This is a genomic window from Nocardioides sp. (assembly GCF_036274455.1).
Taxonomy (GTDB): Bacteria; Actinomycetota; Actinomycetes; order Propionibacteriales; family Nocardioidaceae; genus Nocardioides.
Genome location: NZ_DASUFR010000247.1, coordinates 1 through 24,369, shown reverse-complemented (window position 1 = coordinate 24,369; position 24,369 = coordinate 1). Strand labels below are relative to the sequence as shown.

The following is a 24,369-nucleotide window of genomic DNA, read 5'->3' as shown; positions in this document are numbered from 1 at the left end:
AAGGTCGTGCGGCTGAGGTGGGACGCGCCTGCCGCCCTCGGGCGCGAGGTCAGGGCAGCGGCCATGTCGCGCGACGGCACCCGGCTGGTGATGGCGATCAGCCGCCCGGGCGGCGGCAGCCGGCTGCTGATGGCCCGCGTGCTGCGCTCGCCCGACACCGCGGGCAAGCCGCTGGGGCTGCGGTCCACCGGCACGGTCCAGACCGGCGCCCAGCTGCGCGGCCTGGTCGACCTGGGCTGGCGCGACACCACCACGCTGGCGGTGCTGGTGCGTCCCGACCGGGTGAGCAGCCGTGTCCTCGCGGTGCCCGTCGACGGCCAGCGGGCGTCCGGCGCACTGCTCGAGGACAGCGACGTCCTCTTCGGCAGGGCCGTCGCCATGGCCGCGTCCCCCGAGCCCGAGCAGGTCAGGGTGACCACCACCGGGGGCGACCACTACGTGCTCAGCCCACCCGGTCGCTGGCGTCTCGTCCCGGGCGACCGGGCCCCTCTGCGGTCACCGACGTACGTCGGCTGAACCCGAGTGGTTCCCGAATTCCGCATAATTGTCAGTGGCTTGGGAAACCTCCCCGCAACTTCTGCACCCAGGAGGCAGGGAGATGAGCACAGTCGAAACTGGGCGGATCACCACCGACATTCCCGCCCGCATGGACCGGCTGCCGTGGACGAAGTGGCACTGGATGGTGCTGATCGGCCTGGGCACCGTGTGGATCCTCGACGGTCTCGAGGTCACGATCGTCGGCTCGATGTCCGACGCCCTCAAGTCCCCGGACACCGGCCTCGGCATGAGCAGCTCTCAGATCGGCTTCGCCGGCGCGGCATACGTCGCCGGAGCCTGCGTGGGCGCGCTGTTCTTCGGACAGCTCACCGACCGGCTGGGCCGGAAGAAGCTGTTCCTGGTGACCCTCGCGGTGTACGCGTGCGCGACCGTTCTCACGGCGTTCTCGATGAACCCGACGTGGTACTTCGTCGCGCGGTTCTTCACCGGCACCGGCATCGGTGGTGAGTACGCCGCCATCAACTCGGCCATCGACGAGCTGATCCCGAAGCACTATCGCGGCCGGGTCGACATCGCCATCAACGGCTCGTTCTGGGTCGGCGCCGCCGGCGGTGCGCTGCTGACCATCCCGCTGCTCGACCCCACCGTGATCAACCAGGAATGGGGCTGGCGGCTGGCCTTCGGCCTGGGCGCGATCCTGGCGGTCGGCATCCTGATCGTCCGGCGCAACGTCCCCGAGAGCCCGCGCTGGCTGTTCATCCACGGCCGGGAGGACGACGCCGAGGAGATCGTCCGCGACATCGAGCACACGGTGAGCGAGGACTCCGGCAAGCAGCTGGAGACGGTGGACAAGAAGATCACCGTGCGCCAGCGGAAGTCGATCGGCATGGGGCTCATCGCCCGCACGGTCTTCACGATGTACCCGAAGCGCACCGTGCTCTGCTTCTCGCTCTTCGTGGGCCAGGCGTTCCTCTACAACGCCTTCTTCTTCACCTACGGCGACACCCTCTCGACCTTCCTCGACGTCAAGCAGGTCGGCTGGTACATCGCGGTCTTCGCGCTCAGCAACTTCCTCGGCGCGCTGCTGCTCAGCCCGCTGTTCGACTCGCTGGGCAGGGTCAAGATGATCACTTTCACCTACGTCGCCTCCGGCGTCCTGCTGGCGGTGACCGGGGTGATGCTCGGCAGCCTCACCGCGATCACGCTCACGCTGATGGGTTGCATCATCTTCTTCCTGGCGTCCGCAGGGGCCAGCGCGGCCTACCTCACTGCCAGTGAGGTCTTCCCCATGGAGACCCGGGCGCTGTGCATCGCGTTCTTCTACGCGATCGGGACCGCCGCCGGCGGTATCTCCGGTCCGCTGTTCTTCGGCTGGCTGATCGACAAGGGCTCGGCCGAGAAGGACATCACCGTCATCGCCATCGGCTACTTCGTCGGTGCGGCGCTGATGATCATCGGTGGGATCGTCGAGGCCTTCCTCGGCGTGAAGGCCGAGGGGCAGTCGCTGGAGGACATCGCCACCCCGCTCACCGCCGAGGACTCCGAGGCGGACATGGACGCCGGTGGCCCCGGAACGGGCGCGACGTCGCAGCCGGCGACCACCTGACCTCCCTCAACCGAAAGAAGACACGTCATGCCGATGCCGCCACCTCCCGCCAGCAGCGAGCGCAAGCGCGACCGTCACACCTTTCACGAGATGGGCCAGATCGTCCGGGCCTTGGAGGTCAATGGTCCCCAGGAACCCGGACGGCTGGCCGAGCTGGTCGGCGCGCCGTACTGGGAGCACGACCGGTTCGAGCGCGCGCTGACCTTCGTGCTCAACGACGGGCTGGCCCATGAGACGTCGGACGGAAGGCTGGCCGCGGTCTAGCTTTCACGCGGGTCTCCGGGCTCACGCGCTGCGCGGCAGCTCCTGGCGCCGGCCGGCGACCGCGAAGGAGAACGTCGTGATCGGTCCGTCCAGCTCCCGCCGGGCGTCCGGTGCCGCACGGGCGACCATCCGGGCGACGGCCCGGTTGCCGCTGGTGCTGAAGACCTCGATGTCGTCGACGCCGTGCGCGGCCAGGTCCTCCATCACGGCGCGCGCGAGCGCCGTACCGATCCCGCGACGCTGGTGCCTGTCGGCGACCACGACCGCGATCTCGGCCACCGTGGGATCGGTCGTCCGCACCCAGAGCCCGTGGCCGACCAGCTCGTCCCCGAGGAAGGCGAGCAGCGCGCCGCCGCGTGGTCGGTCGGGAAGCAGCGCGTTCAGGAGCCCGCTCGACGGGCTGCTCGTGCGGCCGGTGAGGAACCGGGCGTACGACGACGCGGGCGACAGGGCGGAGAGGAACTCGCTCAGCAGTGCCCGGTCGGCGCGGCGGCCCGCCCGGATGTGCGGCTCGGCCACGCACGCCAGTCGACGACGCGGGGCCCGCGACGTGTGCTGGGCCCCGGCCGGCGTCGGCCGGCGCCCGGGGCGGGGGAGCACCGCGGGCACCTGCCGGGCGTAGTCGTCGTACGCCGCGCCGAACCGGCGCCGCAGGTCCCGCTCCTCGAAGCGGATGCCGACGAACACGTAGGCCGTCGCGGCCGCGGCGAACAGCGCGTGACCCACCGTGAGGTCCGGAGTGACCCAGAAGGCGACGAGCAGCCCCAGCATCATCGGGTGCCGGGCCCACGAGTAGAGCCCGTCGACGACCAGCCCGCCGTCCCGCTCGGGACGGACCCCGAGGAACTCCAGGTGGCCGGCGGGCACCGTGGCGGCGAGGGCCAGGCACCACCCGGCCGCGCAGATGGCCCAGAGCGCCGCCCGGGCGGGCTCTGCGGACACCTGCACGAGCGACTCCGGCAGCGCCCGCCACTGCCAGAACAGCAGGGCCAGACAGCCGCTCGAGGCCAGGACGAAGGTGCTGCGCTCCGCACGCTCGTCGAGCCAGCGGGCGAGCCGGCGCTTGGCCCCGACCCGTGCCATCACCGTGTGCTGCACGGCGAAGAGCAGCAGCAGGGCCAGGTCGAGCGCGACGGCCGTCGCGGCCGGCGTTCCGGTGCGGCCGTCGATCGTCGGCACCGGGCCCACGTCGGTCAGGAACAGGACGGCCCAGGCGGTGGCGAGCCAGAACGAGACGTAGCAGGTCAGGGAGTAGGCGCGACGCATGCCTCGAGCGTCGCGTCAGAAGCGGTTCGGCGGCAGCCGTGGAACTACCGCACTACGGGGTGTGCCTAGGACCCTCCGCGCGCCACCCAGGCCGCGACCTGGGCCCGGGACCGGAACCCCAGACGGATCCGGATCCGTTCCACGTGCGACTCGGCCGACCGCTCGGTGATCACGAGCCGGTCCGCGATCTCGCGGTTGCTCAGCCCCTGGGCGACCAGCGCCGCCACCTCCCGCTGGCGCGGCGTCAGCACCCCGCCGGGTGACCTGCTCGCCGAGAGGCCGAGGAAGCGCCGGACGGTGTCGACGAGCGCGTCGGCGTCGCCGATGTAGGGCAGGTGGTCACGACCCGGGAGCCCGACCAGCCGGGCGCGGCGGATCCCGGCTGCGAGCTCCTCGGCCTGGGCGTACGGCGCGGCCCGGTCCTGCTCGCGCTGGACGACCAGCGTCGGGGCGCTGATCTGCGGCAGGAGGCCGGTCAGGTCGAGGGCGTGCGCCAGCTCGAGGAGGGCCCGGACCGTGGCCGGCTCGGCCGCGGCCCGCTGGTAGTCCGCGAAGGCCGCTTGCGTCGTGGGGTCCGCGCTGGGCGCGAAGATGTCGGCGAGGACGCCGGAGCCGAGGCCCCAGTGGGCCTCGACCAGGCCGAGCACCTGCTCGCGCACCTCGGGCGTGCCCAGCTCGGAGCCGCGGGCCCAGCCGCCGTAGAGCACCAGCCTCGAGACCCGAGCCGGGTTCGCCGCGGCCCACGCCACGGCGGCGGCGACGCCCAGCGAGGCCCCGAACAGCTCGACCCGCTCGGCCCCGACCGCGTCCGCCACCGCGCCGACGATCTCGGCCTCCAGGTCGAGCGAGGGCGGCCGGTGCGGCTCCCGGTCGGACAGGCCGCAGCCCGGCCGGTCGTAGCGGACCAGCGTGCGGCCACGCGCCAGCCGCTCGTAGAACGCCCGCTCCTGCGGGATCGTCCACCCGTGCTCGAGGTGGGTCAGCCACCCGGGCGCGTGCAGGAGCACCGGTCCGCGGCCGACCGCGGCGTACGCGACCCGGGTGCCGTCGGACAGCCGCGTCTCGAACAGCCGCTGCTCCACGGGACCATCATCCGCCCTGGCTCGCCTCGATCCGCCCGCCGGGATAGTCCCAGACGTTCCCAACCGTCCTACCGCGCAAGTCATGTTGGGAAGGTCTGGGACTATCCCGCCGTCGGGGCCGCCCAGAGCCCACGGTCACGCCCTACGCTCAGCAGGTGGTCGATCTGAGCCGGCTGGGCAGCCCGGAGCGTCCGACCTTCGGGCTCGACACCTTCGGTGACCTGGAGAAGGACGAGGACGGCACGCCCGTCCACCACGCGGTCGCACTCCGCCAGGTGGTCGAGGAGGCCGTGCTGGCCGACAGCATCGGGCTCGACTTCTTCGGCGTCGGCGAGCACCACCGGCCGGACTTCGCGATCAGCGCGCCCGACGTGCTGCTGGCCGCGATCGCCGGCCGCACCCGCCGGATCCAGCTCGGCACCTCGGTGACGGTGCTGAGCTCGGACGAGCCGGTGCGGGTCTTCGAGCGGTTCGCCACCCTCGACGCCGTCTCTCGCGGGCGGGCGGAGATCACCGCGGGCCGCGGCTCGTTCACCGAGTCCTTCCCGCTGTTCGGCCTGTCGCTCGAGGACTACGAGGTGCTTTTCGCCGAGAAGCTCCAGCTGCTCGTCGCCCTGCTGGAGGAGAAGCCGGTCAGCTGGCAGGGCACGGTCCGGCCGCCGCTGGAGGAGGTCGAGCTGTTCCCCAAGACCGAGCAGGGGCTCGCGCTCTGGGTGGGCGACGGCGGTACGCCGGAGTCGGTGGTGCGCGCCGCGTCGTACGGGCTGCCCCTCGTGGTCGCCGTCATCGGCGGCTCGCCCGAGCGGTTCGTGCCGCTGGTGGAGCTCTACCACCGCGCGCTGGAGCACTACGGCCACCCGCTCCGGCCGGTCTCGATGCACAGCCCGGGTCACGTCGCGGCCACCGACGAGGAGGCCCGCGAGCAGATGTTCCCCTACCAGTCCGACTCCTTCACCCGGATCGGCCGCGAGCGCGGCTGGGGTCCCTACACGCGCGAGCAGTTCGACGCCAACGCCGGACCGACCGGCTCGATCTTCGTCGGCTCCCCGGAGACGGTGGCCCAGAAGATCGCGTGGGCGATGCGGACGGTGGGCCTGTCGCGGTTCCAACTCAAGTACGCCGTCGGGGGGCTGCCGCACGAGCTCCGCATGGAGTCGATCCGGCTCTACGGCACCCGCGTGGTCCCGCGGGTGCGAGAGCTGCTCGGCGTGGAGCCCGCCGACTTCTGAGCCCGGGTGCGGCTGCGGTCATCCGGCCACGCCGTCGAGGCTGACCGGGGCCATGTAGTCGGGCCGGGGCGCGCCGAACGCCTCCAGCAGCGCGGGTGCGATCTCGAGCGTCGAGATCCGCGGACGACCGGCGACCAGGTCCGCCGGCGAGGCGTCGCGCCGGGGGTCGTAGACGAAGAGCACGCCTTCGGGCACGTGGTAGGCCGTGGTGCCGGAGCGGTCCTCGATCTCGACCGCCTTCAACCCGAGCTCGGCCAGCGGGTGGCGCTTGCCCTGGTACCTCACGGGCGTCGGCCGATCGTGCAGGTTCGCGTGCCCGAAGTCCATCGCGAAGAAGCCGCCGTCGCGTCGGTGGTGCAGCGGCTTGCCGCCCAGGCGCAGCTCCGAGAGCCGTTGCTCGAAGGCGTCGGCCAGGTCGTCGGTGATCGCCACGTTGGTCTGGGGAAGCATCGCGGGCCGCGGCTGCCACGCGCCGTCGGGGATCTCGAGGCGCCGCATGAAGGCGGCGAGGTCCACGAGGTAGACCGCGGTCTCGAGGCTCCGGGCCATCGTCGCGCCCTGCCCCATGCTCGACGCGGTCCAGACCTGGTAGTCCGGATGCGCGTCGGCAAACGCGACGAGCCGGCCGAGCATCCGCTCGGCGGCGCCCATCGCAAACGGCACCTCGTCGCGGTACGTCGCCAGCCACTGGTCGTCCAGGCCGAGGTCGGCGTAGTCGGCCGGGTAGGCGGCCGCCCAGTAGCGATGCATCGACGACGCGACGTGGTTGCTGAAGAAGGTGCTGAAGTCGGGCCTGGTCCGCTTCAGCTGCCGCATGAAGACGTCGAGGGCAAGCACCGACTGCAGCGTGCGGCGCCGGGACCGCCGATAGGGCCGGCGCCGCTCCGCAACGAGCTGTGCCGCGACCGCGGCGTAGGTCTGCGGACGGATGCCGAGGGCAGGTGAAGAGCCCAGCACGCGGGCCGCGTCGGGCCAGGAGATCGACCTGTCGACGTTGCGCGCCGACGAGCGGGTCATCGCGAGGTTGAACGCCTGGAACCTCGAGAGCACGCGGGGGTGCGCCCGGTCGTCCGCCGCGAACGCGTCGGGGAGGTAGAACGCATACGACTCCATGTCGGCCGGCGGGGGGGAGGAGTGGAGCGAGCAGCACACCCCGACGCTCGCACCGTGCGCCTGGAGCAGGGTCCACACCGGCGGGTAGGCCTCGTCAGCGGCAGCGCGGTCCTGGCCCAGGTCGCTGATCAGGTGCTGGTCGTCGGGGACGCCCCGGTGGAGCGACGGCCAGGTGCGCCACGGGGACAGGTGCCCGGAGTCGGGAGCGACGGTGACGTACTGGCGGGACCGGCGCAGCACGGTCGCCAGGACGCCGTCCGGCGACCGGGCCACGTGGTCGTCGACGATGCGCCAGGGAACTTCGTTGAGCTCGAAGAGGATGATCTTCCGGGGCACGGGCCTCTGCTCTCACGAGTGGGGGTCGTTGCCCGTGAGGCTGCTACCGGGTGGTGTCCCTCGACATGGGCCCCGAGTCCCGGATCGGCCGGGATCCTTGCGGGGCGGACACGCTCTAGTCTCTGCGCATGCTCATCCTCGCCATCATCCTGTTCGGCATGCTCATCGGAGCCGGTGCACAGCTGATCCTGGGGCGGTCCCGTGGGCGCATCGACTGGCCGATGGCGTTCGCGTCCGGCCTCGTGGGCTCGTTCGTCGGGGGACTCCTGATCAGCCTGCTGTCCGGCGACGGCCTCGACCTGCGGCCGAGCGGCATCATCGGCTCCCTGGCCGGCGCGACCATCGTGACGGCGGCCTGGCGCTGGTGGGACAGCCGCAACACCAAGCACACCGCCGCGGAGCGCGCGGCCAGGCGGTCGGGAGACCCGCGCCGGTCCCACCCACGCTGACCGGTCCGGTCAGGGGACCCGCGCCTCGATCACCGCGAGGTCACGGACCGCGAAGCGATGGTGCTCCCACTCCTCCTCGAGGATCACGTGGAGGCAGCTGAGGGTCGTCGCCGGCCGGTCGGGCTCGTGGGGGTTCGCCCGCTGAGTCGCCAGCTCCTCCGAGGTCACACCGGCCAGGAAGTCGCGGACCATCGCCTGCCGATCCGCGCGGGCCGCCAGCACCTCGGCGTACGTCGGTGGGTCCGTCGCGAACACGGACGTGTCGAAGCCCTCCTCCTCGTCGAGGCTGTCGTCCCTGAGGCCCAGGGGGTGGAACGGCTGCTCCACTCCGAGGACCGCCCGGCCCAGCCACATGTCGGTGGCCAGGACGAGGTGGCGCAGCGTCTGGGCGAACGACCACTCGCCGTCCACCGACTCGTCAACGACGCCGGCTGGTAGGGACCCCGCGCGTTCGACCGTTGCGGCCCAGGTGCTCTCGAGGGCTGCCCACGCCGCCCTCAGGCCGTCGGGGTCGGCCGCCCGTCGCTGCGCCCGGCCCGGGAAGCGCCGGTCGAGCTCGGCGTCGACATAGGGGGCGACGTCGACGTCGTTGACGACCAGGGAGCCCTCGTCGTCCTCCAGGAGCCACGGAGCGTCGACCTGCATCCCTTGCACGTCGACGCCACGCATCACGACGCCGGACAGGCCACAGCTGACGAACCGCGCGTCGCGCAGGTCCCGCTCGACCAGCCGCGCACCCCGGAGCGAGCGGACGGCGTAGAGGTCCCGGAGGAGCGCGACCTCGGCCCCGTGGTGGATGACCTCCTTGTGGACGTGGGTGATGATCGCGGCCTTCGGCGAGGCGTGCCACGGGCCTTCGCCCGGTCCGCACGGTAGGAGCAGCCCCTCCTCACCGAGCGAGCGGACCCCGGCGAGCCAGGTGGCGTACTCCTGGTCCAGCAGCTCGAGCGTGCCGTCGGCCGTGGGGGAGAACGGGTAGGTCTCCTCGGCGACGGGGTCGCGTCCGAAGTGACGGGCGGACCGGTCGGCCAGCGTCCAGATGACGTGGTCGAGCCGCCACTGGATGGTCGGGACCTCCTCGCCCTGCTGCCAGGCGAGCTCGTCGTCGGTGAGCTCCTCCAACCGCGGCCTGAGCTGGTTGTCCCAATGCCACTCGAGCTGGTCGCGCAGCAGCTGGTTCCAGGACGGGTCGGTCATGGCCCCGACCGTACGCTCGACCCATGGAGTGGCTCGTCGTCCTCGTCCTGGTCGCCCTGGTCGTCGCCGCGGTGGCGGCCAGCCGTCGCGGCAAGGAGCGCCAGCTCGAGCAGCGGCAGGCCGAGCTGGAGCCGGTCCGGAAGCTGGCCTTCGAGGACGTCACCGCTCTGGGCACCGACCTCCAGGACCTCGACGCCGAGCTGACCGGCCGCGAGCTCGACGCGGGCGCCCGGGCCGACTACCAGCGGGCGCTCGACGCCTATGAGTCCGCCAAGCTGTCGGCGGACCGGATCACCGAGCCCGACCAGGTCCGGCACGTGACCGAGATCCTCGAGGACGGCCGCTACGCGATCGCCTGCGTGCGGGCCCGGGTGGCGGGCGAGCCGCTGCCCACGCGCCGTCCGCCGTGCTTCTTCGACCCCCGCCACGGGCTGTCGGTCGCCGACGTCGAGTGGACGCCGCCCGGAGGCACCACGCGCCAGGTGCCTGCCTGCGCGCTCGACGCCGAACGGGTCCGCGCCGGGGCCGAGCCGGACACCCGGCAGGTGATGGTCGGCGCCCAGCGGATGCCCTATTACCAGGGCGGGCCGGCCTACGCGCCGTACGCCGCCGGCTACTTCGGGGGCGGCATGAACCTGCTGTTCACCGGGCTGCTCGTGGGCTCGTTGCTGGACGGCGGGTTCGGCTGGGGCGACGGGTACGACGGCGGCGACGCCGGTGACGCGGATGGAGACGCGGGTGGCGACGCGGGTGGCGACGCCGGCGGGGGCGACTTCGGCGGGGGCGACTTCGGTGGCGACTTCGGCGGGTTCGACTTCTGACCTCTAAGGTCGGGTGGTGATCGCGGGACGGGCCGGCGTGCGCCGGTGGTGCTGACCGTGGCGGAGCCGCTGCACACCACGGAGCTGGGGGAGTCGGGCAGCCGGGTCGTCTTCTGCCACGGCCTGTTCGGCCAGGGCCGCAACTTCACGGCCATCGCCAAGCAGCTCGCCGGCCGGCACCGGGTGACGCTGGTGGACATGCCCGACCACGGACGCTCGCCGTGGAGCGACCGCTTCGACTACCTCACCGCGGCCGACCAGGTCGCCGACCTGCTCACCGCGGACGACCCCGTCGCGCTCGTCGGCCACTCCATGGGCGGCAAGATCGCGATGCTGGTGGCGCTGGGGCACGCCGAGCTCGTGCAGCGGCTGGTCGTGGTGGACGTCGCGCCGGTGCCCTACGACCACGCGACCGAGTTCGAGCGCTACATCACCGCGATGCGCGGCCTCGACCTCGACGGCCTCGAGCGGCGGTCGCAGGCCGACGAGGCGCTCCGCGAGGCCGTGCCGGACCCGACCGTGCGCGGCTTCCTGCTGCAGAACCTGCGCCACGAGGGTGTCGGGGAGGCCGCGACCTGGCGCTGGCAGCCCAACCTCGAGCTGCTCGGTCGCGACCTCGACGCGGTGACCGACTGGCCCGAGGGCGCCCTGGCCAGCTACGCGCCGTACGACGGCCCGGTGCTGTGGGTGGGCGGCGCGGACTCCGGCTACGTGCGCGAGGACTACGCCGCGGCGATGGACCGCTGGTTCCCGCGCAACCGCCGGGTGACCGTGAAGGGCGCCGGGCACTGGGTCCACAGCGAGCAGCCCGAGGTCTTCGCCGAGGTGCTGACGCGGTTCCTCGGCGACTGAGGTCGCGAGACGCGCGGCCGGGCTACCGCTGGCGGGCGCGGTAGGCCGCGACGGCGTTGCGGTTGCCGCAGGTGGTCGAGCAGAACCGCTTGGAGCGGTTGCGGGACAGGTCGAGCACCACCGACTGGCAGGTGTCGTCGTCGCAGATGGCCAGCCGGGACATCTCGTCGGCGCGGATCACGTCGATCATCGCCATCGCCGTCTCGACCTGGATCCGCCTCTCCAGTGGCTCGTCGGGCGCGGTGGCGTGGATGTGCCAGTCGAAGGTGTCGTGCCGGACGAGCCGGGGCACCGCGCGGGCCTCGCTCAGCATCTGGTTGACCATCTCGACCGCACCGTCGCGGTCGGCGGTGAGCAGCCGGCGCAGCCGCGGCCGGAGGGCACGGACGGCGTCCAGCTCGGCCCGGGTGCCGTCGTGCCGGCCGGTGTAGGAGAACTCCTCCCAGATCCGGTCGAGGTCGGCCACCGAGGTCAGGGTGTCCGGGTCCTCGGCGCTGTTGACCAGCGTGACCGCGGCCTGGAGAGCCACCTCGGTGTCATGGGTGAATACCACGTTGACAGATTACCTCACGGTCCCGTAACGTCATGAATCATGAGCACGATGACCCATGACGGCACCTTCGACGCCACCCCCACCGGCGTCGCGGCCGCAGCCCGGGCTCGGCTCTCCGCGGGGCTGGCGTTCGCGGTCGTCTCGGCGCTCTCGTTCGGGATGGCCGGAGCGCTGGCCCGCGGTCTCCTCGACACCGGCTGGAGCGCCGGGTCGATCACGCTGGTGCGTGTCGGGCTGGCGGCCGCGGTGCTGACGCCGTTCGGCCTGGCCGCCCTGCGAGGCCGCTGGCACCTGCTGCGGCGCAACCTGGGGCTGCTCACGGCCTACGGCGCCATCGCGGTCGCCGGTGCGCAGTTCTGCTACTTCTCGGCGGTCCAGCACATGCAGGTGGGTCCGGCGATCCTCATCGAGTTCACCGCGCCGGCGGTGATCGTGGTCTACCTGTGGCTGCGGCACGGGCAGCGACCCGGCCGGATGACGCTGGCCGGGGCAGCCCTGGCTGCGCTCGGGCTGGTGCTGGTGCTCGACCTGGTCTCGGGTGCCGACCTCAGCGTCACCGGTGTCCTGTGGGCGCTGGGCGCGATGGTGGGCTGCGCGACCTACTTCATCATCAGCGCCGACGAGGACAACGGGCTCCCGCCGCTGGTGCTGGCGTGGGGCGGCCTGACCGCGGGTGCCCTGGTGCTCGGCGTCCTCGGGGTCGTCGGCCTGCTTCCGCTGCACGCGTCCACGGCTGCCACGACGTACGCCGACACCGAGGTGCCGTGGTGGGCCCCGCTGGTCGCGGTCGGCCTGGTCTCGGCCGCGCTCGCCTACGTCGCCGGCATCGCGGCGGGCCGGCGGCTCGGCTCGCGGCTCGCGTCGTTCGTGGCCCTGCTCGAGGTGGTCTCCAGCGTCGCCTGGGCCTGGCTGCTGCTCCACGAGCTGCCGGGAGCCGCCCAGCTGGTCGGTGGCCTGTTGATCCTCGCGGGCGTGGTGGCGGTCAAGCTGGGGGAGAACTCGGTGACCGCGCCGACCCCCGCTGAGCCGGCTCTCGAACCGGCTGCCTAGGAGAGTCTGCTAGAGCGACTCGGCGTACTCGAGCCCGCAGATCGTGAGCAGCCGCGCCGCGATGGTCCCGTCGGGGGCCACGAAGCGCATCGTCGCTCCGTTGCGCCGCGCCTTCTCGCGCGAGCTGGCCAGGACGCCGATTGCGGGGCTCGGCATGAACGTCACGTGCTCGAGGTCGATGGCAAGGTCGCTCGAGAACTCGTCGGTGACCTTGGTCAGCACCTCACGCAGCTCGACGCTCGCGACTTCGTCCAGCTCGCCGTGCAGGGTGATCACGTCGCGGTCCGGGGCGAGATCGTAGGTGAAAGGGTCCTCCGTCACAGCCGCACCCTAACCCGGGCTCCGCCGCCACCGGACCGCCCCACGGGGTGGGCTGCCGGCCGAGCGCACTTTTCGTGGGCTGTGGGCAGCAGCTGGACCCGGACCCGCCCCCGGCTTCCTACGTCCGGCTCGGCGCAGATGTCGACCCGGGCACCGCGAAGCTCGGTGACGGCTACGTGCAGGCTCACCGACGAGGGGATGGCGCTGTGGTCGCAGAACGGGCTGCAGACGACCCTGCACGCCTTCATCGGGATGCTCGGGCCGTCACACGTCGATCCGCAGTCGGACCGTGACCACGTCGCCGAGCCCGACGCCTTCGGCGTCCCGCAGCCTGTCCTTCAGCGGGACGTAGTAGGACCCGTCCTTGGGCCACAGCGCCGTGGTCATCGTGGTCCCGCCGATGGTGACCGAGACCGGGATCATCCCCCAGCCGTAGGTGACCGCGGCGGCGACGTCCTGGATCACCAGCGCGTCGTCCTCGGGTACCCGGACGAAGTGGTAGGGCGCCGGGCCGCGCCACTCGAAGACCGTGTCGGTGAACTCGATCTCCATGATGTCAGCGGCGGGTCAGCGCGCGTCCTGGCGGCGCACGAACACCTCTCGGGTGAGCATCAGGACCGCGGCGGCGGTCGGGATCGCGAGGAGCGCGCCCACGACGCCGAGCAGCGCGGCGCCGACGAGGGCGGCGATGACGGTGACCGCGCCCGGGACGTCGACGGACTTCGACATCACCCGGGGGTAGATCACGTAGTTCTCGAACTGCTGGTAGAAGATGTAGAACGCGATGCAGATCACGCCGATCTTCGGGTCCTCGGCGAAGGCGATCGCGGTGACCACGAAGGCGCCGATCGTGGCGCCGATCATGGGGATCACGTCGAGGAGGAAGACGACGAACGCCAGCGCGACGGCGTACTTGCCGAGCCCGACGATGAACAGGAAGACCAGCGACGACAGGCCGGCGCAGAGCGCGACGATGAACGCTCCGGAGACGTAGCCGCCGACGCTCTCGATGATCCGGTCGCCGAGGCGGGTGACCCGGTCGCGGCGGGAGGCGGGAGCGAGGCGGTAGAACGCGCCCTTGGTCATCGTGAGCGAGGAGAGGAAGTAGAGCGTCAGCACCAGCACGACGAACGCGTTGAACAGCGCTCCGAGCACCGCCAGCCCGATGCCGAGCGCGCCGCCGAACAAGGTCCCGACGAAGTCACCGCCGGTGACGTAGGAGCGGATCTTGTCGATGATGTCGTACTCGTCGTCGAGGTCCTGGACCGTCTTGTTGTGCTGGAGCCGGTCCAGCCAGTCCGGGGCCTGGTCGGTGATCGCCCGCACCTGGTCGGTGATCACCGGGACGATCGCGACCACGAACAGTGCGACCGCGATCAGCACGCATGCGGTGACGACGATGACGGCGTACGCGCGCCTCAGCCCGCGGTGCTCGAAGAACGACACCGCGGGGTTGAGCCCCGCGGCCAGGAACAGCGAGACCACGATCAGGATCAGCGTGGAGCCGATCGCGGCGATGTTCGTCAGCAGCCAGTAGGCGACGAGCGCACCGGTGGCACCGACGAACCCGACGTAGAAGGGCGCCTTGTGGTCGAGCGGGGGACCGGGCTCACCGAGGTAGCCCGGACCGCCGACCGCACCCTGGTCGTCGGTCTCGGACGGATCGCCGTCGTCGAGCTGCTCGGGCTTCTTGGAGGCGGGCGGGTCCGCCATCTCCTTCGTCACGACCGCCCGGTGCCCTGTCGGTGTCCTGTTCGGCGGGCTCAGGCGTCCTCGTCGTCGCCGAAGCCTGCGACGACGTCTCGCAACGAGGCGAGCTGGGCGGTGATCGCGTCGCGGCGCTTGGCCAGCCGGTCCACCTCGGCCCGCAGCACGGACACCTGGCGCTCCTGCTCGGCGTCGCCGCTGGCGATGATGGAGTCGGCCTGGGTGTTGGCCGCCTTGATGATCTGGTCGGCCTCCCGCTTGGCGCGGGTGAGGATGCCCTCGGCCTCGGTCTGGGCGGCCGTCCGCACCTGCGAGGCCTGCTGGACCGCCTCCTTGGCGCGCTCCTCGGCCGAGGTCGCGCGCGCCTCGGCCTCCTCCACCAGTCGCTTGGTCTCGGCCAGGGCACTGGCGTGGTGGTCCGAGGCCTCGCGGGCCAGCCGCTCGCGATCGACGGCCAGCATCCGACGGGCCTCCTGGACCTCGCGGTCCACGCCGGCCCGCAGCTGCTCGGCCTCGCGCTGGGCGCCGGTGCGCAGCTCGTTGACCTCCTGCTGGGCGGCCAGCCGAAGCTGGCTCGCCTCGCGCTCGGCGCCGGCGAGGAGGTCGGCGGCCTCGCTCTTGGCGGTGCTCCGCTCCTGCTCGGCCTCGGTCATCACCCGGGCGCGGTGGTCGTCGAGCTCCTTGGTGTGCACGATCCGCAGGTCCTCGGCCTCCCGGGTCGCGTCGGCCTTGATGGCCTGGGCGTCGCGGGCGGCCTGCTCACGGATCTCGTCGGCGTCCCGCTGGGCGACGGCCCGCATCTCGGCGGCCTCCTCCTCGGCCAGCCGCAGCATCGCGCTCGCCCGGCCGCCCAGGCTGGCGTACGACGGCTCCTGGACCTCGGCGATCTGGTGGCGCGCCTCGTTGAGCGTCGCCTCCAGCTCGTCGATCCGGGCCTGGGCCCGAGCCGCCTGCTGGCTCAGCTCGACGTGGTCGGCTGCGAGCTGGCGCAGCCGCGCGTCGACGGCCTCCTTGTCGTAGCCGCCGCGGCGGACCGTGGGCAGCGGCGGGAGGGGCCGCGCCGCGGCGGCCGGCGGGATCACCGGCCGGGCCTGCGGGGGCTGCTGGACCGGCACCTGCCGCGTCGGCTCCGGGGCGGGCTTGGCCGCCGCGGCCGCTGCTGCGACCGCCGGCTTCTCGTCGGCACCCGCCGCACCGTCACCGTCATCGATCACATCGGCTGCGCCGGGCTTCCCGGTGCCGGTGTCGTCGGTGTCACCGGCGTCCTCGGCGTCCTCGGCGTCGTCGGTGTCCTCAGTGTCGTCAGTGTCCTCGGCGTCCTCGGCGTCCTCGGTGACGACGTCGTCCTTGGCGACCGCGGGGATCACCTTCGTCTTCTCGGCATCGGACTCGACGGACTCCGAGACCGGACCGTCCTTCGTGGAGCCCGACTCCTCGTCGTCGTCGAAGATGGACAGACCCTGGTCCTGGTTGCTCATGGGGGGACGAGCTCCTTCGGCATGGAGAGGCGCGGACGCGCCCATCCTCCATGATCGGCCCGCGTTTGGCACACCCGGTCCTGTCCGGGCTCTCAGACTCCGCGGAACCGGTTGATCGCGTCCTCGTGGCGGGCCCGGAACTCGGGGTCCCGCACCCCCAGCCCCTCCCGCGGAGCGAGGCACAGCACGCCGACCTTGCCCTGGTGGAGGTTGTGGTGGACGTCCAGCGCGGCCTGGCCGACGTCCTCCAGCGGGTAGGTCCGCGACAGGGTGGGGTGGATCTTCCCCTTGGCGATGAGCCGGTTGGCCTCCCACGACTCGCGGTAGTTGGCGAAGTGGCTGGAGACGATCCGCTTGAGGTTCATCCACAGGTAGCGGTTGTCGTACTCGTGCAGGTAGCCGCTGGTCGAGGCGCAGGTGGTGATGGTGCCACCCTTGCGGGTGACATAGACCGAGGCGCCGAAGGTCTCCCGGCCCGGGTGCTCGAAGACGATGTCGATGTCCTCACCGCCGGTGAGCTCGCGGATCCGCGCGCCGAACCGCTTCCACTCGCTCGGGTCCTGGGTGTGGGGGTCCTTCCAGAACCGGTAGTCCTCCTCGGTCCGGTTGATCACCAGCTCGGCGCCCATCGACCGGACGATGTCGGCCTTGTCCTCGCTGGAGACCACGCACACCGGCTGGGCGCCGCCATTGAGCGCGTACTGCGTGGCGAAACCGCCCAGCCCGCCCGAGGCACCCCAGATCAAGACGTTGTCGCCCTGCTTCATGTCGCCGCCGTTCTTGCTCACCAGCTGGCGGTACGCCGTGCAGTTGACCAGGCCCGGGGAGGCGGCCTCCTCCCAGGTCAGGTGCGCCGGCTTGGGCATCAGCTGGTTGGCCTTGACCAGCGCGATGTCGGCCAGGCCGCCGAAGTTGGTCTCGAAGCCCCAGATCCGCTGCTCGGGGTCGAGCATCGTGTCGTTGTGCCCGTCGGGATGCTCCAGCTCGACCGAGAGGCAGTGGGCGACCACCTCGGTGCCCGGCTTCCAGAGGTGCACCCCGGGCCCGGTCTTCAGCACGACGCCGGCGAGGTCGGAGCCGACCACGTGGTAGGGGAGGTCGTGCCGCTTGGCCAAGGGGGAGAGCCGGCCGTAGCGCTCCAGGAAGCCGAAGGTCGGCACCGGCTCGAAGATCGAGGTCCAGACGGTGTTGTAGTTGATCGCCGAGGCCATCACCGCGACCAGGGCCTCACCCGGCCCGAGCTCGGGGAGTGCCACCTCCTCGACGTGCAGCGACTTGCGGGGGTCCTTGTCCGTGGACTCCATCCCCTCGAACAGCGCGACCTCGTCCTTGTGCACGGTGGCGGCGCGGTAGGACTCCGGCAGCTCGAGGGCGGCGAACTCCTCGGGAGCAGGTGCCTGTCCGTCTTCGGCCGCGAGGATGGCGTCGAGGATCTGCTGCATGGCCAGAAGTTACCTGTCGGTAGTGGTCGGCTTCGACTGCTTGTGACTCATTCGACGTACGGCGGAGGTGAGGTCCCAGCGCTGGCTGCGGTGGTTTCGAATCGTCTGTCGCGACTTCGTCCCTGAGTCGCGACGCTCGCTCAACCTTCGCCCGCGACGCCGTCCGCTCGTTCCTCGCGGACGGCTGCGGGCTCCACCAGCTCGACCAGCACACCGCCGGCGTCCTTGGGGTGGATGAAGTTGACCCGTGAGCCCGCGGTGCCGCGGCGTGGCTCGTCGTACAACAGCCGGAGCCCGCGTTCGCGGAGCGTGGCGCTGACGACGTCGAGGTCGGCGACCCGGTAGGCCAGCTGCTGCATGCCCGGCCCGGAGCGGTCGAGGAACTTCGCGATCGTCGACTCCCCGGTGAGTGGCGCCAGCAGCTGGATGCAGGAGCCGGAGTCGCCGACCGCCATCATCGCCTCACGGACCCCCTGCTCCTCGTTGACCTCCTGGTGCACCAGCCGCATGCCGTAGGTGTCCTCGTAGAACGCGATGGCCGCGTCCAGGTCGGGCACCGCGACGCCCACGTGGTCGATGGCCGCGAAGAGGTCGGACGTGTCCGAGGTCATGCTGGGCATGGTTACAGAGCACTAACCTGCGAAGTAAGGTCGATACCAGCATCCGTGGCGAGTTCTTCGTCACGTCGAGACGCACAAGGCCACGTGGAGGTTCTCCAATGTCCCACAACCCTTCGGTCATCGTCGCCGGGGCCCGTACGCCGATCGGACGTCTGCTCGGAGGGCTCAAGGACCTCTCTGCGGCCGACCTGGGCGGCGTCGCCATCAAGGGCGCGCTGGAGAAGGCCGGGGTCCGGCCGGAGCAGGTCGACTACCTGATCATGGGCCAGGTCATCCTGGCCGGCGCGGGGCAGAACCCCGCCCGCTCCGCGGGCATCGCGGCCGGGCTCCCGCAGTCCATGCCGTCGATCACGATCAACAAGGTCTGCCTCTCGGGGCTCAACGCCATCGCGATGGCCGACCAGTTGATCCGTGCCGGCGAGGTCGAGATCGTGGTCGCGGGCGGCATGGAGTCGATGACCAACGCTCCGCACTTCCTGCCGAAGTCGCGCGAGGGCATCAAGTTCGGTGATGTGAAGCTCGTCGACTCGATGGCCTACGACGCGCTCTACGACCAGGTCACCCAGCAGGCCATGGGCGGGCTCACCGAGCAGGTGAACGCCGAGGGGGTCAAGCTCACCCGCGAGGAGCAGGACGCCTTCGCCGCGCAGTCCCACCAGCGCGCCGCCGCGGCGTGGAAGAACGGGCTGTTCGACGACGAGGTCGTGCCCGTCTCGGTGCCGCAGCGCCGCGGCGACCCGGTCGTGGTCAGCACCGACGAGGGCGTCCGCGGCGACACCACCGTCGAGTCGCTCGCCAAGCTGCCCCCGGCCTTCGGCAAGGAGGGGACCATCACCGCGGGCTCCGCGTCGCAGATCTCCGACGGCGCGGCCGCGGTCGTCGTGATGAGCAAGGCCAAGGCCGAGGAGCTCGGCCTGGAGTGGCTGGCCGAGATCGGCGCGCACGGCATGGTGGCCGGCCCCGACAGCTCGCTCCAGATGCAGCCTGCCAACGCCACCCGGAAGGCCCTCGACAAGGAGGGGATCGGCGTCGCGGACCTCGACCTGGTGGAGTTCAACGAGGCGTTCGCCGCGGTCGGCATCGAGTCGACGCGAGCCCTCGGCATCGACTCCGAGAAGGTCAACGTGAACGGCGGTGCGATCGCGCTCGGGCACCCGGTCGGCATGTCCGGAACCCGGATCGTGCTGAGCCTGGCCCTCGAGCTCAAGCGCCGCGGTGGGGGCGTCGGCGCCGCGGCGCTGTGCGGCGGTGGCGGCCAGGGCGACGCCCTGATCGTCCGCGTCCCGAAGGGCTGACGGACGGTCGGTGGGAGTGATCGTCCGCGTCCCGCTGTGCTGAAGAAGGGGCCCGAGGACCCCACAGACCTGGTCGCCCGCGCCCGGGCCGGTGAGGCCCGGGCGGTGGCGCGGCTGGTCTCGATGGTCGAGGACGGCTCCCCTCAGCTCCGCGAGGTGATGGCGGCGCTGGTGCCGCACGCGGGCCACGCCCACGTCGTCGGCATCACCGGGTCGCCGGGCGTCGGCAAGTCCACGACCACCAACGCCCTGGTCACCGAGCTCCGGAAACCCCGCCGGCGGGTCGGCGTGCTCGCCGTGGACCCGTCCTCGCCGTTCAGCGGCGGCGCGCTGCTGGGCGACCGGGTCCGGATGCAGGACCACGCGACCGATCCCGGCGTCTACATCCGGTCCATGGCCTCGCGGGGCCACCTGGGCGGGCTCTCCTGGACCACACCGCAGGCCCTGCGGGTGCTCGACGCCGCGGGCTGCGACGTGGTCGTCGTCGAGACGGTCGGTGTCGGCCAGAGCGAGGTCGAGATCGCCGGGCTGGCCGACACCACCGTGGTGCTGATGGCGCCCGGTGCCGGGGACGGCATCCAGGCCGCCAAGGCCGGGATCCTGGAGATCGGCGACGTGTACGCCGTCAACAAGGCCGACCGCGACGGCGCCGAGCAGGTGCGTCGCGAGCTCCGCTCGGCCATCGCCCTGGGTGACCGGCCCGAGGGCGCCTGGAAACCGCCTGTCGTCATGACCGTCGCCCAGTCCGGGCGTGGCCTCGACGAGCTGGCGCGGGAGCTCGACCGACACCGGGCCTGGCTGGAGGAGACCGGCGAGCTCCTGCGGCGCCGCACCAGACGGGCCCGCGAGGAGATCGAGGCCATCGCGGTCGCGGCCCTGCGCACCCGCTGGGAGGACGTGAGCAGCCACGACGGCCTCGACGCGCTCGCCGAGGCCGTCGTGGCCGGTGCGAAGGATCCCTACGCGGCTGCCGACGAGCTGGTCGCGACCGCGGGCTCCTGAGCCTCCGCGGGGACCTGCCTGGGCCTCCCCGGCAGGAACGCCGCGGCGACGGCGACCGCCACCGTCGTGGCGACCAGGTAGACCAGGCTGGCCTCGAAGGCGCCGACCATGCCGTGCTCGAGCCGGCCGAAGAAGACGATCCCGACCAGGGCCACGCCCAGGGCGTTGGCGACCTGCTGCAGCGTGGACGACGTCCCGGAGACGGTGCCGGCCTGCTCGGGCTGGACCGAGGCCATCACGATCCCGACCAGCCCCGACAGCGTCACGCCCATGCCGAACCCGCCGAGCGCCAGCCCGGGGACCAGCCAGAGCACCGAGCCACCGGTGCCGACCTCCGCCATCGCAGCCAGCAGCAGCGCGTGGCCGGCCCCGAAGGCCAGCGCGGCGAGGGTGATGCCGGTCCGGGCGCCGAGCCGCCCGAGCACGACGGCCGCCGAGCGGGTGCCGGCCATGTAGGGGAGCGCCACCATCGTGAAGACGGTGCCGGACGCCAGCGGGCCGAGCCCGCGGCCGTCCTGGAGGTAGAGCGCCAGCACCAGGAAGTACGCCGCCATGCCGGTGAACAGCAGGAACTGTCCGAGCTGCCCGGCACCGACCGCACGGCTGCGCATCGGCGTGACGTCGACCAGGGGCGCCACCCCGCGGCGACGCAGGGCGGTCCCGCGGTAGCCCGCGAGGACGGCGAGCAGGGCGGCCGCACCGAGGGTGATCCAGGTCCACGCAGGCCAGCCCTGGCTCTGACCCTGCACCAGCGGCAGCACCAGCGCGGTGAGCGTGCCGACGACGAGCACGGTCTCGAGCATGTCGGGGCGAGGAGTGGCGACGCGGCTGTCGGGCAGGAGCCGCGGGGCGGCGACCAGCGCGGCGATCCCGATCGGGACGTTGACCAGGAAGATCGACCGCCAGCCCGAGCCGGCGATGTCCAGGTGGATCAGCAGCCCGCCGACGAGCTGCCCGGAGGCGGCCGCGACGCCCATCACGGTGGCGTAGGCGCCAAGGGCACGGATCCGCTGCGGGCCGGCGTACACATCACCGATCAGCGACAGCACGGTGGGCCCGACCATCGCGGCTGCCGCGCCTTGCACGAGCCGCGCGACCAGCAGCGTGTCGACGTTCGGGGCGAAGCCGCAGAGCGCCGAGCTCAGCACGAACAGGCCCGTCCCGAGCACGAACATCCGGCGCCGGCCCCATCGGTCGGCGATCCGGCTGGACACGAGCAGCAGCCCGCCGAAGGTGAGTGCGTAGCCGGCGACCAGCCACTGCAGCGCGGTCGCGTCGGCGTCGAGGTCGCTCTGCACCGACGGCAGGGCGACGTTCACGACGAAGAAGTCGAGGACGATCAGGAAGATCCCGGTCAGCATGACCGCCAGTGGTCCGCGCCGGAAGGTGGTGTCTCCGGAGGTGGTTTCAACGTTCATGGGGACCGTTCTCCGGCCTCCCGCAGCGGGAGGGTCAACACCGTTCCCGGGCCGCTGGAGTCTCCCCCAGGGGGAGAGTGCAGGCTGGAGCACATGAGGTTGAGGCCATGACCGAGCTGTTGAGCATCGGTGACTTCTCGCGGATGACCTTCCTGACGGTGAAGGCGCTGCGCCACTACCAGCAGGTGGGGCTGCTCGAGCCGGCGCGGACCGACCCGAGCAGCGGCTACCGCTACTACCGGCTCGAGCAGGTGGCGGACGCCCGGTTGATCCGGAGGCTGCGCGACCTCGACCTGCCGGTCGACGACGTCCGCACGGTGCTGAGCGCCCCCGACGACGCCACCCGGAACGCCGTGATGGTCGAGCACCTCGACCGGATGAGCAAGCAGCTCGACCAGGTCCAGGACACCGTGGACTCGCTGCGCCGGATGCTGTCCGGTGAGGGCGAGGAGGTCGCCGTGACCTACCGCGACGAGCCGGCGCAGCTGGTGATCGCGATCCGCGGCAAGGTCGACGGCGACAGCACCGTCTCGTGGTGGATCGAGGCGTTCACCGAGCTGCACCGGCTGCTGCGGACCGCCGGGATCACGCGGACCGGGCCCGACGGCGCGGAGTTCCCGACCGAGTTCTTCACCGACGGAGCCGCCGAGCTGGTGGCGTTCGTGCCCGTGGACCGGGTGCCGTCACTGGCCGGGCGTGTCGAGGCGGTCACCCGGCCGGCCGGGCGCTGCGCCGTGGCGCTGCACGACGGACCGATGGTCGACCTCGACGGTGCCTACTCGGCCGTGGGCCGCGCCGTGCTCGACCGGGCCATCGCGGCGGACGGGCCGGTCACCGAGCGTTACCTGCCGACCGGTGACGAGGACGACCTCCTCGCGCACACCACGGAGGTCTGCTGGCCGGTCAGCTGACGCGGGCGACCGGCAGGTCGTCCTTCAGGTCGCCGAAGATCGGCCGGAGCTCGGCGTAGCAGTTGGTCCACCGCTGGACGCCGTCGAGGTCACGGGCCTCGAAGGCGGTGGCGGCCATCCGGGACGCCAGGGTCATGGCGTACTGGGGGGCACGCGCCAGGCTGGCGTAGAGCAGGACGAACGATGAGCTTTGCATGGCCATTCGGGGAGACCCACATTTCTCGCCGGGGGATGACGCGCGGGGGGAAGACGCGTCGCCGCATTCAACGACACCGCGACTGCCGAGTCATCGCGAACACACCTGCGTCTAGACCGCACTGGGGTCGAAATGATCCGGCTGGGTGGCCATCGGCCCCCGAACGTCCGTGTGCCCCGTGTCCAGGTTCCACGCCCGCGGCTGCCACGCGCCGAGAACGGGTGACCCGGCGCGCCGCCCTGTCGCCCCAGTGGCAACTCTGGTAACAAGGGGCTCGTACCGTGCTCCTTCCCCAGCGCGACAGGAACTGTCATGAACAAGGGCGTGCTCGCCGCCGTCGTCGTCTTCTTCGGCTTCTGGATGTTCACCGACCCCCACGGCCTGGCCAACTTCACCCAGTCGAGCAGCGACTCGATCGGCGACTGGGGGGAGCAGCTGTTCAACTCGGTCATCGAGTTCCTCGGCGACCTCTGACCGGCGCCTAGGACGACGAGATGAGCATGCTCGCGCGGATCACCGAGCCCGACGTCGGCCGCTACCTGCTGCGTGACGAGGACGAGGTCGTCGTCGACGAGGTGCGCCGGCACTGGGTCGTCTACACGCTGCCCGTGCTCGAGCTGCTGCTGGCGTTCGTGCTGATGGTGATCGGCACTTTCCTGATCCAGCCCGCCGACCACGGTGGCTGGCTGGTGCTGGTCGGCATGGCGCTGGCCCTGCACGCGTCGTGGGTGACGGTCCGCGAACGTCGGGAGTGCTTCGTGGTCACCAACATGCGGGTCTTCCGGCTGCACGGCGTCCTGGCCACGCACCGCGCCACGATGCCGCTGCACCGGATCCTCGACATCACCGTCGACAAGCCGGTCCTCGGCCGGATCCTGGGCTACGGCCACCTCACCTTCGAGTCCGCCGCCCAGGACCAGGGGCTCAAGCAGATCAGGTACGTCGGCCGCGCCGACGACCGCGACCTGAAGATCCAGCGCGTGGTCCAGGTAGGCGGCCTGCGTGGCGGGCGTCTGTTCCAGCGCTGACGCTGAAACTCACCGGTGGCGGTCACCGGAATTCGGGCTCTTGTGACCCATCCGTGGGTGCCCGCGCGCCTACCGGATCGCGTCTCGCCGTCAAGGATCGGGCTTCGCCCGCCCGCTGCGCGGCGCGCCGATCTGGATTCTTGGGCAGTCCTTTGACCGCGAGCCTCGCGCGATCCGGTGATACGGCGCACAACGGCGGGCTTCGCCGCGCCGTTGCACTGCGCGGGCACCACCAGCACCGGTCGGCGGGTTCGCGGAGGGGAATCGGCACCTGGTGCCGGGAATCCTCGGCAAAATGCCGGGCTTGACGGCGGGTGCGGGCCTGCTACGCGCGCGGCCGCCCACCCACGGATCAGTCACAAGACCCGGAATTCGTCTCTCCTGACGCTTCCGCGGGTGGGTGGCCGCCCACTCCGGGCAACGGTGACCTTTCAACCGGTCTGAGCCGCCCAGGGGTTCACCGACCACCGGCGCCTCGGCGTGTCCCGCCGACCTGCCGAGGTGGCGGTGGGTGATCAACCGCCCGCGGCCAGGCTGCGGTTGATTGGTCACCGCTGCCCTGTCCCGACCCCTGTCCCGACCCCTGTCCCCGGCCCCCACTAGCGTCCGGACCGTGGTGACAGCGGACGACGTAC

Annotated in this window: 26 protein-coding genes; 13 read left to right on the top strand and 13 right to left on the bottom strand. The window is 71.7% G+C overall.

The annotated features are described in order from the left end of the window. The 3 genes from VFV89_RS24060 to VFV89_RS24050 all read left to right on the top strand — a co-directional run. A partial coding sequence (locus VFV89_RS24060; RefSeq protein ID WP_329708527.1) for a hypothetical protein occupies window positions 1–516 on the top strand: 516 nt, incomplete at its 5' end. Window positions 517–598: 82 nt separating this feature from the next. Continuing rightward, complete coding sequence (locus VFV89_RS24055) at window positions 599–2,104, top strand: MFS transporter (RefSeq protein ID WP_329708526.1); 1,506 nt, start codon at window positions 599–601, stop codon at window positions 2,102–2,104. Between the two features lie 90 nt (window positions 2,105–2,194). Further along, window positions 2,195–2,368 (top strand): hypothetical protein, encoded by a 174-nt coding sequence (locus VFV89_RS24050; RefSeq protein WP_329708525.1) that lies wholly within the window; start codon window positions 2,195–2,197, stop codon window positions 2,366–2,368. 21 nt (window positions 2,369–2,389) lie between these two features. Here VFV89_RS24050 and VFV89_RS24045 read toward each other — a convergent pair whose 3' ends face one another. Further along, window positions 2,390–3,634, bottom strand: coding sequence for a GNAT family N-acetyltransferase (locus VFV89_RS24045; RefSeq protein ID WP_329708524.1), 1,245 nt, complete (start codon window positions 3,632–3,634; stop codon window positions 2,390–2,392). A gap of 65 nt (window positions 3,635–3,699) precedes the next feature. After that, complete coding sequence (locus VFV89_RS24040; RefSeq protein WP_329708523.1) at window positions 3,700–4,716, bottom strand: alpha/beta fold hydrolase; 1,017 nt, start codon at window positions 4,714–4,716, stop codon at window positions 3,700–3,702. A gap of 155 nt (window positions 4,717–4,871) precedes the next feature. On the opposite strand from VFV89_RS24040, the gene VFV89_RS24035 reads away from it, so the two are divergent. Then, a complete protein-coding gene (locus tag VFV89_RS24035; RefSeq protein WP_329708522.1) occupies window positions 4,872–5,945 on the top strand; it encodes an LLM class flavin-dependent oxidoreductase in 1,074 nt (357 codons plus the stop codon). 18 nt (window positions 5,946–5,963) lie between these two features. Here the strand turns inward: VFV89_RS24035 and VFV89_RS24030 are convergent, their stop codons facing one another. Next, complete coding sequence (locus tag VFV89_RS24030; protein WP_329708521.1) at window positions 5,964–7,394, bottom strand: hypothetical protein; 1,431 nt, start codon at window positions 7,392–7,394, stop codon at window positions 5,964–5,966. Between the two features lie 128 nt (window positions 7,395–7,522). On the opposite strand from VFV89_RS24030, the gene VFV89_RS24025 reads away from it, so the two are divergent. Continuing rightward, window positions 7,523–7,843, top strand: a complete 321-nt coding sequence (locus tag VFV89_RS24025) for a GlsB/YeaQ/YmgE family stress response membrane protein (RefSeq protein WP_329708520.1) — start codon at window positions 7,523–7,525, stop codon at window positions 7,841–7,843. A 9-nt stretch (window positions 7,844–7,852) separates the two neighbouring features. On the opposite strand, the gene VFV89_RS24020 is transcribed toward VFV89_RS24025, so the two are convergent. Beyond that, complete coding sequence (locus tag VFV89_RS24020) at window positions 7,853–9,040, bottom strand: DinB family protein (RefSeq protein ID WP_329708519.1); 1,188 nt, start codon at window positions 9,038–9,040, stop codon at window positions 7,853–7,855. A 23-nt stretch (window positions 9,041–9,063) separates the two neighbouring features. Here VFV89_RS24020 and VFV89_RS24015 point away from each other — a divergent pair, with 23 nt between their 5' ends. Together VFV89_RS24015 and VFV89_RS24010 are read left to right on the top strand one after the other, a co-directional pair. Next, entirely contained in the window at window positions 9,064–9,861 is a 798-nt protein-coding gene (locus VFV89_RS24015; protein ID WP_329708518.1) for a hypothetical protein, read from the top strand. Between the two features lie 45 nt (window positions 9,862–9,906). Further along, window positions 9,907–10,713, top strand: coding sequence for an alpha/beta fold hydrolase (locus VFV89_RS24010; RefSeq protein WP_329708517.1), 807 nt, complete (start codon window positions 9,907–9,909; stop codon window positions 10,711–10,713). 22 nt (window positions 10,714–10,735) lie between these two features. On the opposite strand, the gene VFV89_RS24005 is transcribed toward VFV89_RS24010, so the two are convergent. Continuing rightward, a complete protein-coding gene (locus VFV89_RS24005; protein ID WP_329708516.1) occupies window positions 10,736–11,266 on the bottom strand; it encodes a CGNR zinc finger domain-containing protein in 531 nt (176 codons plus the stop codon). Window positions 11,267–11,305: 39 nt separating this feature from the next. Between VFV89_RS24005 and VFV89_RS24000 the strand changes: the two genes are divergently transcribed. Beyond that, window positions 11,306–12,316 carry a DMT family transporter gene (locus VFV89_RS24000; RefSeq protein ID WP_329708515.1) on the top strand — a complete coding sequence of 337 codons (1,011 nt, stop codon included), beginning with the start codon at window positions 11,306–11,308 and terminating at the stop codon, window positions 12,314–12,316. A 9-nt stretch (window positions 12,317–12,325) separates the two neighbouring features. Here the strand turns inward: VFV89_RS24000 and VFV89_RS23995 are convergent, their stop codons facing one another. From VFV89_RS23995 to mce, 6 genes are all read right to left on the bottom strand, one after another. After that, complete coding sequence (locus VFV89_RS23995; RefSeq protein WP_329708514.1) at window positions 12,326–12,637, bottom strand: STAS domain-containing protein; 312 nt, start codon at window positions 12,635–12,637, stop codon at window positions 12,326–12,328. Window positions 12,638–12,901: 264 nt separating this feature from the next. After that, window positions 12,902–13,189 carry a DUF1905 domain-containing protein gene (locus VFV89_RS23990; protein ID WP_329708513.1) on the bottom strand — a complete coding sequence of 96 codons (288 nt, stop codon included), beginning with the start codon at window positions 13,187–13,189 and terminating at the stop codon, window positions 12,902–12,904. 15 nt (window positions 13,190–13,204) lie between these two features. Then, window positions 13,205–14,362 carry an AI-2E family transporter gene (locus tag VFV89_RS23985; RefSeq protein WP_329708512.1) on the bottom strand — a complete coding sequence of 386 codons (1,158 nt, stop codon included), beginning with the start codon at window positions 14,360–14,362 and terminating at the stop codon, window positions 13,205–13,207. Window positions 14,363–14,400: 38 nt separating this feature from the next. Continuing rightward, complete coding sequence (locus tag VFV89_RS23980; RefSeq protein ID WP_329708511.1) at window positions 14,401–15,822, bottom strand: hypothetical protein; 1,422 nt, start codon at window positions 15,820–15,822, stop codon at window positions 14,401–14,403. 92 nt (window positions 15,823–15,914) lie between these two features. Next, entirely contained in the window at window positions 15,915–17,264 is a 1,350-nt protein-coding gene (ccrA, locus tag VFV89_RS23975; protein WP_329708510.1) for a crotonyl-CoA carboxylase/reductase, read from the bottom strand. Between the two features lie 140 nt (window positions 17,265–17,404). Next, window positions 17,405–17,875 carry a methylmalonyl-CoA epimerase gene (mce, locus tag VFV89_RS23970; protein ID WP_414690423.1) on the bottom strand — a complete coding sequence of 157 codons (471 nt, stop codon included), beginning with the start codon at window positions 17,873–17,875 and terminating at the stop codon, window positions 17,405–17,407. Window positions 17,876–17,982: 107 nt separating this feature from the next. On the opposite strand from mce, the gene VFV89_RS23965 reads away from it, so the two are divergent. Continuing rightward, entirely contained in the window at window positions 17,983–19,179 is a 1,197-nt protein-coding gene (locus tag VFV89_RS23965) for an acetyl-CoA C-acetyltransferase (RefSeq protein WP_329708508.1), read from the top strand. A 39-nt stretch (window positions 19,180–19,218) separates the two neighbouring features. Then, window positions 19,219–20,181, top strand: coding sequence for a methylmalonyl Co-A mutase-associated GTPase MeaB (gene meaB, locus VFV89_RS23960; RefSeq protein ID WP_414690424.1), 963 nt, complete (start codon window positions 19,219–19,221; stop codon window positions 20,179–20,181). Here the strand turns inward: meaB and VFV89_RS23955 are convergent. Beyond that, window positions 20,139–21,599: an MFS transporter gene (locus tag VFV89_RS23955; protein ID WP_329708506.1), complete on the bottom strand. Its 1,461-nt coding sequence runs from the start codon at window positions 21,597–21,599 to the stop codon at window positions 20,139–20,141. The genes meaB and VFV89_RS23955 overlap by 43 nt on opposite strands. A gap of 107 nt (window positions 21,600–21,706) precedes the next feature. Here VFV89_RS23955 and VFV89_RS23950 point away from each other — a divergent pair, with 107 nt between their 5' ends. Continuing rightward, window positions 21,707–22,510 carry a MerR family transcriptional regulator gene (locus VFV89_RS23950; protein ID WP_329708505.1) on the top strand — a complete coding sequence of 268 codons (804 nt, stop codon included), beginning with the start codon at window positions 21,707–21,709 and terminating at the stop codon, window positions 22,508–22,510. On the opposite strand, the gene VFV89_RS23945 is transcribed toward VFV89_RS23950, so the two are convergent. Further along, entirely contained in the window at window positions 22,503–22,712 is a 210-nt protein-coding gene (locus VFV89_RS23945; RefSeq protein WP_329708504.1) for a hypothetical protein, read from the bottom strand. The genes VFV89_RS23950 and VFV89_RS23945 overlap by 8 nt on opposite strands. Window positions 22,713–23,018: 306 nt before the next feature. Here VFV89_RS23945 and VFV89_RS23940 point away from each other — a divergent pair, with 306 nt between their 5' ends. Together VFV89_RS23940 and VFV89_RS23935 are read left to right on the top strand one after the other, a co-directional pair. Continuing rightward, window positions 23,019–23,180 carry a hypothetical protein gene (locus tag VFV89_RS23940; protein WP_329708503.1) on the top strand — a complete coding sequence of 54 codons (162 nt, stop codon included), beginning with the start codon at window positions 23,019–23,021 and terminating at the stop codon, window positions 23,178–23,180. 20 nt (window positions 23,181–23,200) lie between these two features. Beyond that, complete coding sequence (locus VFV89_RS23935; protein ID WP_329708502.1) at window positions 23,201–23,734, top strand: PH domain-containing protein; 534 nt, start codon at window positions 23,201–23,203, stop codon at window positions 23,732–23,734. Window positions 23,735–24,369 lie beyond the last annotated feature (635 nt).

Coding starts and splice junctions, on each gene's coding strand:
- ccrA (WP_329708510.1), bottom strand. CDS start 17,264: ATGCAGCAGATCCTCGACGCCATCCTCGCGGCCGAAGACGGACAGGCA.
- VFV89_RS23990 (WP_329708513.1), bottom strand. CDS start 13,189: ATGGAGATCGAGTTCACCGACACGGTCTTCGAGTGGCGCGGCCCGGCG.
- VFV89_RS24045 (WP_329708524.1), bottom strand. CDS start 3,634: ATGCGTCGCGCCTACTCCCTGACCTGCTACGTCTCGTTCTGGCTCGCC.
- VFV89_RS23955 (WP_329708506.1), bottom strand. CDS start 21,599: ATGAACGTTGAAACCACCTCCGGAGACACCACCTTCCGGCGCGGACCA.
- mce (WP_414690423.1), bottom strand. CDS start 17,875: ATGACCTCGGACACGTCCGACCTCTTCGCGGCCATCGACCACGTGGGC.
- VFV89_RS24025 (WP_329708520.1), top strand. CDS start 7,523: ATGCTCATCCTCGCCATCATCCTGTTCGGCATGCTCATCGGAGCCGGT.
- VFV89_RS23980 (WP_329708511.1), bottom strand. CDS start 15,822: ATGAGCAACCAGGACCAGGGTCTGTCCATCTTCGACGACGACGAGGAG.
- VFV89_RS23965 (WP_329708508.1), top strand. CDS start 17,983: ATGTCCCACAACCCTTCGGTCATCGTCGCCGGGGCCCGTACGCCGATC.
- VFV89_RS24020 (WP_329708519.1), bottom strand. CDS start 9,040: ATGACCGACCCGTCCTGGAACCAGCTGCTGCGCGACCAGCTCGAGTGG.
- VFV89_RS24015 (WP_329708518.1), top strand. CDS start 9,064: ATGGAGTGGCTCGTCGTCCTCGTCCTGGTCGCCCTGGTCGTCGCCGCG.
- VFV89_RS23945 (WP_329708504.1), bottom strand. CDS start 22,712: ATGGCCATGCAAAGCTCATCGTTCGTCCTGCTCTACGCCAGCCTGGCG.
- VFV89_RS23940 (WP_329708503.1), top strand. CDS start 23,019: ATGAACAAGGGCGTGCTCGCCGCCGTCGTCGTCTTCTTCGGCTTCTGG.
- VFV89_RS24055 (WP_329708526.1), top strand. CDS start 599: ATGAGCACAGTCGAAACTGGGCGGATCACCACCGACATTCCCGCCCGC.
- VFV89_RS24050 (WP_329708525.1), top strand. CDS start 2,195: ATGGGCCAGATCGTCCGGGCCTTGGAGGTCAATGGTCCCCAGGAACCC.
- VFV89_RS23950 (WP_329708505.1), top strand. CDS start 21,707: ATGACCGAGCTGTTGAGCATCGGTGACTTCTCGCGGATGACCTTCCTG.
- VFV89_RS24000 (WP_329708515.1), top strand. CDS start 11,306: ATGAGCACGATGACCCATGACGGCACCTTCGACGCCACCCCCACCGGC.
- VFV89_RS23935 (WP_329708502.1), top strand. CDS start 23,201: ATGAGCATGCTCGCGCGGATCACCGAGCCCGACGTCGGCCGCTACCTG.